At 70.9% G+C, this 6,094-nt stretch carries 5 protein-coding genes; 4 read left to right on the plus strand and 1 reads right to left on the minus strand.

Translation table 11 applies throughout. The features are described 5' to 3' along the window. Positions 1 to 104: 104 nt before the first annotated feature. The 3 genes from trpS to HUX53_RS15765 all read left to right on the plus strand — a co-directional run bounded on the left by trpS (position 105) and on the right by HUX53_RS15765 (position 3,064). On the plus strand, positions 105 to 1,172 hold the full coding sequence (gene trpS / locus HUX53_RS15755) for a tryptophan--tRNA ligase (protein ID WP_176403949.1): 1,068 nt from the start codon (positions 105 to 107) through the stop codon (positions 1,170 to 1,172). Beyond that, positions 1,162 to 1,842 carry a 2'-5' RNA ligase family protein gene (locus HUX53_RS15760; protein ID WP_309237247.1) on the plus strand — a complete coding sequence of 227 codons (681 nt, stop codon included), beginning with the start codon at positions 1,162 to 1,164 and terminating at the stop codon, positions 1,840 to 1,842. Before trpS ends, HUX53_RS15760 begins: the two co-directional genes overlap by 11 nt. 208 nt (positions 1,843 to 2,050) lie before the next feature. After that, entirely contained in the window at positions 2,051 to 3,064 is a 1,014-nt protein-coding gene (locus HUX53_RS15765) for a YihY/virulence factor BrkB family protein (protein ID WP_176403950.1), read from the plus strand. Between the two features lies 1 nt (position 3,065). Here HUX53_RS15765 and HUX53_RS15770 read toward each other — a convergent pair whose 3' ends face one another. Further along, positions 3,066 to 4,319 carry a D-alanyl-D-alanine carboxypeptidase family protein gene (locus HUX53_RS15770; protein WP_255205295.1) on the minus strand — a complete coding sequence of 418 codons (1,254 nt, stop codon included), beginning with the start codon at positions 4,317 to 4,319 and terminating at the stop codon, positions 3,066 to 3,068. Between the two features lie 483 nt (positions 4,320 to 4,802). On the opposite strand from HUX53_RS15770, the gene HUX53_RS15775 reads away from it, so the two are divergent. Next, positions 4,803 to 5,969: a glutamate--cysteine ligase gene (locus HUX53_RS15775; RefSeq protein WP_176403952.1), complete on the plus strand. Its 1,167-nt coding sequence runs from the start codon at positions 4,803 to 4,805 to the stop codon at positions 5,967 to 5,969. Positions 5,970 to 6,094: the final 125 nt, after the last annotated feature.

Below are 6,094 nucleotides of genomic sequence, written 5' to 3' on the forward strand. Positions count from 1 at the left end.
GTCCGCGAGCCCGCGGGCGGTGCCCGGCGACGCCGCCGCCGGTCCGCCCGGCGAGCGGGCCACCGGGAGCGGAGTCTCGAGTGACACCTGAGAGAATCGTGCACATGCCCGAAGCGCCCAGCCAGCAAGCGTCCGGCACCACCGCGGCGAGGCCGCGCGTGTTCTCCGGCATCCAGCCCACCGCCGACTCGTTCCACCTCGGCAACTACCTGGGCGCGCTCCGGCAGTGGGTCGCGATGCAGGAGACGCACGACGCGTTCTACTGCGTCGTCGACCTGCACGCGATCACGATCGAGCACGACCCCGCGCTGCTGCGCCGCCGCACGAAGGTCGCCGCCGCGCAGCTGTTCGCGATGGGCCTGGACCCCGACCGCGCGACCGTGTTCGTGCAGAGCCACGTCCCCGAGCACGCGGAGCTGGCGTGGGTGCTCGGCTGCCTCACCGGGTTCGGCGAGGCGGGCCGCATGACCCAGTTCAAGGACAAGTCGTCCAAGCAGGGCACGGCCGGGACGAGCGTCGGCCTGTTCACCTACCCGGTCCTGCAGGCCGCCGACATCCTGCTCTACACGCCCGACCTGGCGGACGAGCGGCCGCTGCGCGTCCCCGTCGGCGAGGACCAGCGGCAGCACCTGGAGCTGACCCGCACCCTCGCGCAGCGCTTCAACCACCGGTTCGGCGACACGTTCGTGCTGCCGGACGCGCACATCCCCGAGGGCGCCGCGAAGATCACCGACCTGCAGGAGCCGGGCGCCAAGATGAGCAAGTCGGCGTCCTCCCCGCAGGGCATCATCGACGTGCTGGAGGAGCCCGGCCCGATGCGCAAGAAGATCATGCGCGCGGTCACCGACACCGGCTCCGAGGTCGTCTACGACGAGGAGAAGAAGGCGGGCGTCACCAACCTGCTGCGGATCTACTCCGCGCTGGAGGGCACGTCGATCCCCGACCTGGAGGCCCGGTACGCGGGCTCCGGCTACGGGCAGTTCAAGAAGGACCTCGCGCAGGTCGTCCTCGACACCTTCACCCCGATCAGGGAGCGCACGCTCAAGCTGCTGGACGACGAGGAGCACCTCGACCGGCTCCTCGCCCAGGGCGCCGAGCGCGCCTCCGAGGTCGCCGTGCGGACCATGGAGACCGTGCGCGAACGGGTGGGATTCGTGGGACGTGGTCGCTGACCGCGCACCGCTCGGCGACGCCGCGGGGGGCCAGGGGGAGGCCCCCTCCGCGGCCGAGACCACGATGGTCGGCGGCATGCCGGGCGTGCCCCGGGCCGGCCGCCGCGCGATCGGCGTCGCCATCCCGATCCCCGACCCGCACGGCTCCTACCTGCAGGCCAGGCGCGCCTCGTTCGGCGACCCGCTCGCGCACGCCATCCCGACGCACATCACGCTGCTGCCGCCGACCGAGGTGGACGAGGCCGCGCTGGACGGCATCCACCGGCACCTGATTCAGATCGCGCACGCCGAGCGCCCGTTCCCGATCAGATTGCGCGGCAGCGGAACGTTCCGGCCGGTGTCCCCGGTCGTGTTCGTCGCCCTCGCCGAAGGAATCGGCGGCTGCGAACGCGTCCAGGAGAAGGTCCTGTCGGGCCCGCTCGGCCGCCCCCTCCCCTTCCCGTACCACCCGCACGTCACCATCGCCCACCACCTGCCCGACGACGTCATGGACCGCGCCTTCAAGGAACTCGCCGCCTACAGCGCCGACTTCCAGGTCTGGGGCTTCTCCCTCTACGAACACGGCCTGGACGGCGTCTGGCGCCGCCACTGCGACTACATCTTCCATCGGGGGGGCGACCCCCCGAGCCCCCCGGCCGCGCGGCACGGGTCTCCTCGCTCCGGTCGCTAGCGCTCCCTGCGCTGCGGGGACGCGGCGCGCCGGGCATGCCCGCTGCGCTCGCGGAGCTCGCTCCGCGTGCCTGTCCCGTAACCGTCGGCTGAGCTTCAACCTGCCGGGGCTGAGCCTCAACCTGCCGGGGCTGGGCATCAATGCGCTGGGTTGAACGAGTGATTACCGAATGCGGTATCGAGTCGTGTGGCGTGGGTACGTTTCGTCTATGCGGCAGGTGATCAATCGGGCGCAGGGGCGGATTGAGTCTCTGTTCGGTAAGGGGAAGGGCCTGCTGCGGGGTGCGCGGGAGCGGTGGCGGTGGTTCGACCACCAGGCCCGTGCGTTCGAGCGGTACCAGGAGCGGCGCGGCGACCGGCTTGCCGCCGCGCTGACCTGCTATGCGTTCCTGTCGTTCTTTCCGCTGCTGGCGCTCGCGTACTCGCTGCTCGGCTATCTGGTCGGGGTCAGCGCGCAGGCGCGCGACTACTTCGTCCGGGCGATCAACTCGCAGCTGCCCGGCCTCGCGGGGCAGCTGCAGGTCGAGGAGATCGCCCAGTCCAAGACGGCGGTCGGGGTCGTCGGCCTGGTCGCGCTGCTGTTCACCGGGCTCGGCTGGGTGCAGGTGCTGCGCGAGTCCCTGCGCGACATCTGGGGCAACCCGCCGGCCGGCGGCGGCAACTTCTTCCTGATGCGGGTGTGGGACGCCGCCGTGCTGGCGTTCCTCGGCGTGATCCTCATCTGCGGCATGGCGGTCACGACGGTCACGAACTCCGCCACGCACACCGTCCTCGGCTGGCTCGGGTGGGACGACGTCACCGGGGCCGGGACGGGGCTGCGGCTGCTGTCGCTGGCCATCGCGATCCTGTTCGACACCGTGGTGTTCCTGGTGCTGTTCAGCCGGCTGTCGGGCACCCGCGCGCCGTGGCGGCGGATCATCCGAGGCGCGCTGTTCGGCGCCGTCGGGTTCGAGGTCCTGAAGCAGGTCGCGGCGATCCTGCTCGCGCGGACGACGCAGAACCCCGTCTACGGCACGTTCGCCGTCCTGGTCGGGCTGATGGTGTGGATCAACATCGCGTCCCGGTTCGCGCTGCTCGCCGCCGCGTGGACGGCCACCCGCCGCGTCGTCCTCACCGCCGACGCCGAGAATCCGGAGAACTGCGCCGACCGGGCCGAGGTGGAGGAGCTCCACGAACGCGCCGAGCCCGACGAGAAGCCGTCATCGGCGCATTCGGCCCCTTGACCTACCGGCCCGACATGTCGCGGAAGCGGGCCGCCTCTAGGCGGCGCCGGCGGCGCAGCACCACGAACAGCACCATGATCGCCAGGAGGGCGCCGGCCGCGCCGCCGCCCACGAGCAGCCACCTGCGGGACGAGTCGTCCGAGGCGAGCGGGGCGTCCGGCAGCATGCCGCCCGAGCCGTCCGCCTTCCTGGCCTGCTTGATGTCGCCGGGCGGGACGAGCGCGCCCACCGGCTGCACCTTGCCGCGCGCCGCGAAGCCCCAGTCCAGCAGCTTGGCCGCGTAGGGGGACGGCGGCTTGTCCGCGCGCATCAGCGAGATCACGATCGTGTGCCCGCCGCGCCGCGCCTCGGCGACGAACGTCTGCTTGGCGGCGATCGTGTAGCCGTTCTTGCCGCCGATCATGCCCTGGTAGGCCTCGCGCTCGCCCGCCAGCATGTGGTTGTGCGTGTGGATCGGGTACCCGCCGACCTTCTTGCCCTTCTTGCGCTGCTTCTTGGTGGGCGGCGCGGGGAACTTGAAGTCGATGGCCTGCATGTACGCGCGGTACTGCGGGTTCTTCATCCCCTCGCGCAGGATCAGCGCCAGGTCGTACGCCGAGGTGTGCTGCGTCCGGACGGTGAGCCCGAGGTCCACGTCGAGCCCGTTCGGCGACCCGGCCAGGGTGTCGTGGGCGTTGATCCGCTTCGCCTCGGCGTTCATGTCGGCGAGCGTCTTCTTCACCCCGCCGTCCGCCTCCGCGAGCGTGAACGCCGCGTCGTTGGCGGACATCATCAGCATCGCGTGGAACAGGTCGGAGATCTTGTACTGCATCTTGGGGGTCAGCCCGACCTTGGTGCCCTCGACGTCGCACGCCTTCTGGGACGGGCGGATCAGCCGGTTCGGGTCCAGCTTGGGGATCAGCGTCAGCGCGGTCAGCGTCTTGATCGTGCTGGCCGGGAGGTAGCGGCCGTGCGGGTCCTTGGCGGCGAGGACCTCGCCGGTGTCGGCGTCCGCGATCAGGTACGAGGCGGCCTTGATCTTCGGCGGTGCGAGGACGCCGGGCGCGGCGTTGACGACGACGCCCCGGCCGGCGAGCTGCGGCCCGCCGACGGTCTCGGCGGCGGGTGCGCCGGACGGCGCGGTCACCGGGTTCGCCGCGGCCGCGGGCTCCGCGACCAGGACGGGTGCCGCGGCGACGGCGGCCGCCGTGACCGGAATCGTGACCACCGTCAGGGCGCGGCGGACGCCGGCCGGCCCTCGTCGCTCGGCTCGCAAGCTCTCGACGCTCCTCTTTCCCGTGGGAGCCCGATCGCTCCCGGCGCGCAGGCGCCCAACGCCCATGACTCCCCCGAAGACTAGGCGACACATCCGGCGAAGGGGTACCCGACCGCGAAGACGGCAAGCACGGTACGGACGCGACGCAAGGTGCAGACGTGATATGACGGTACGTAAGGGACACCCGGCATTGGTCACGGTCCGTCATCGGCGGTATTTTGGGACGGGCTGACTAGTTCGATCTAGTGGTGTCCCGAACAAGATCGATGACCGAAAAGTAGGACCCCCGGAGGTCCGCCCCCCGCCCGCATGAGTCAAATGATCCGCGAAGGGCATGGACACCCGGCAGGGTGGCGGGCACGAGCGCCATCATGGAGCGAACACGTGACCTGGACCGGCGTTTGTCCAGGCTTAGGGACCCGCTGGCTGAATTGCGCCACGTGCCACGCAACGACCTGCAAGGATTGTGGACGGAGGTTGGCCGTGGCCATTGACTTCAACGCATCGAACGGCGCGACGCTCGGCGTCGAGTGGGAGATCCAGCTCGTGGATGCGGAGACCAGGCACCTGCGGCAGGACGCACGCGAGGTGCTCGCCGCGCTGCCCTCGCTCAGCCTGGACGGCGACAACCCGCGCATCCGGCACGAGCTGATGGAGTCGATGGTCGAGGTCGTGACCGGCATCTGCAGCACCGTGGGGGAGGCCAAGGCCGACCTGGCCGGCACGCTCGGCGCGCTGCGGGCCGCCGCCGCCGACCGCGGCAGCGCGCTCGCCTGCACCGGCACCCACCCGATCAGCGACTGGCGGGACGCGGTGATGGCGCCCATGGGGCGCTACGCCCAGCTGGTCGAGGAGATGCAGTGGCTGGCCCGGCGCATCCAGACGTTCGGCGTTCACGTGCACGTCGGCATCTCCGACGGCGCCAAGGCGATCCCGATCGTCAACGCGCTCTCGTCCTACCTTCCGCACTTCCTGGCGCTCACCGCGTCCAGCCCGTTCTGGAGCGCCGGCGACACCGGCCTCGCGTCCTGCCGGGCGGTCGTCTTCGGCCAGCTGCCGACGGCCGGACCACCCCACTCGTTGGACGACTGGGCGGCCTTCGAGGATTACATGGACACGCTGATGCGTTCCGGAACTATCCGGAGCATCAAAGAGGTGTGGTGGGACATCCGCCCGCATCCCGACTTCGGGACGGTCGAGATCAGGATGTTCGACGGCATTCCCACCCTGCGTGAGGTGGGGATGGCCGCGGCGCTGTGCCAGAGCCTGGTCACGCTGTTCGACCAGCAGCTGGACCGGGGCTACACGCTGCCGAGACCGGCCGCCTGGGTGGTGCGCGACAACAAGTGGCGCGCCACCCGATACGGGCTCGACGCCATCATCATCACCGACGACAGCGGCAACACCGCACCGCTGCGCGACGACCTGTACGAGCTGATCCGGGAGCTGGAGCCGGTCGCCGACCGGCTCGGCTGCGCCGAGGAGCTCAAGGTCGCCGGCGAGGTACTGGAGCACGGTGCCCCCTACGAGCGGCAGCGCGCGATCCGCGCCGGGGGCGGGACGCTGGAGAACATCGTCGACGCGGCGATCACCGAGCTCGCGGAGGACCGGTTCGTCACACTGGGGGAGGTCGTACATGCCGGAGCCTGACAGGCCGCAGCGGACGGCCCGGCCCGCCGAGCGGGCGGGCGCCCGTCCCCTATACACATCTGACGCTGCCGACGAAGCGGAGCCGGCAGACATCCGGACGCGCCGCATACTTACAAAAAACACAA

Source organism: Actinomadura sp. BRA 177 (assembly GCF_013372625.1).
Classification (GTDB): Bacteria; Actinomycetota; Actinomycetes; order Streptosporangiales; family Streptosporangiaceae; genus Spirillospora.

Bases quoted from the DNA above. Each gene is read 5' to 3' on its own strand.
- trpS (WP_176403949.1), top strand. From the start codon at position 105: ATGCCCGAAGCGCCCAGCCAGCAAGCGTCCGGCACCACCGCGGCGAGG.
- HUX53_RS15765 (WP_176403950.1), top strand. From the start codon at position 2,051: ATGCGGCAGGTGATCAATCGGGCGCAGGGGCGGATTGAGTCTCTGTTC.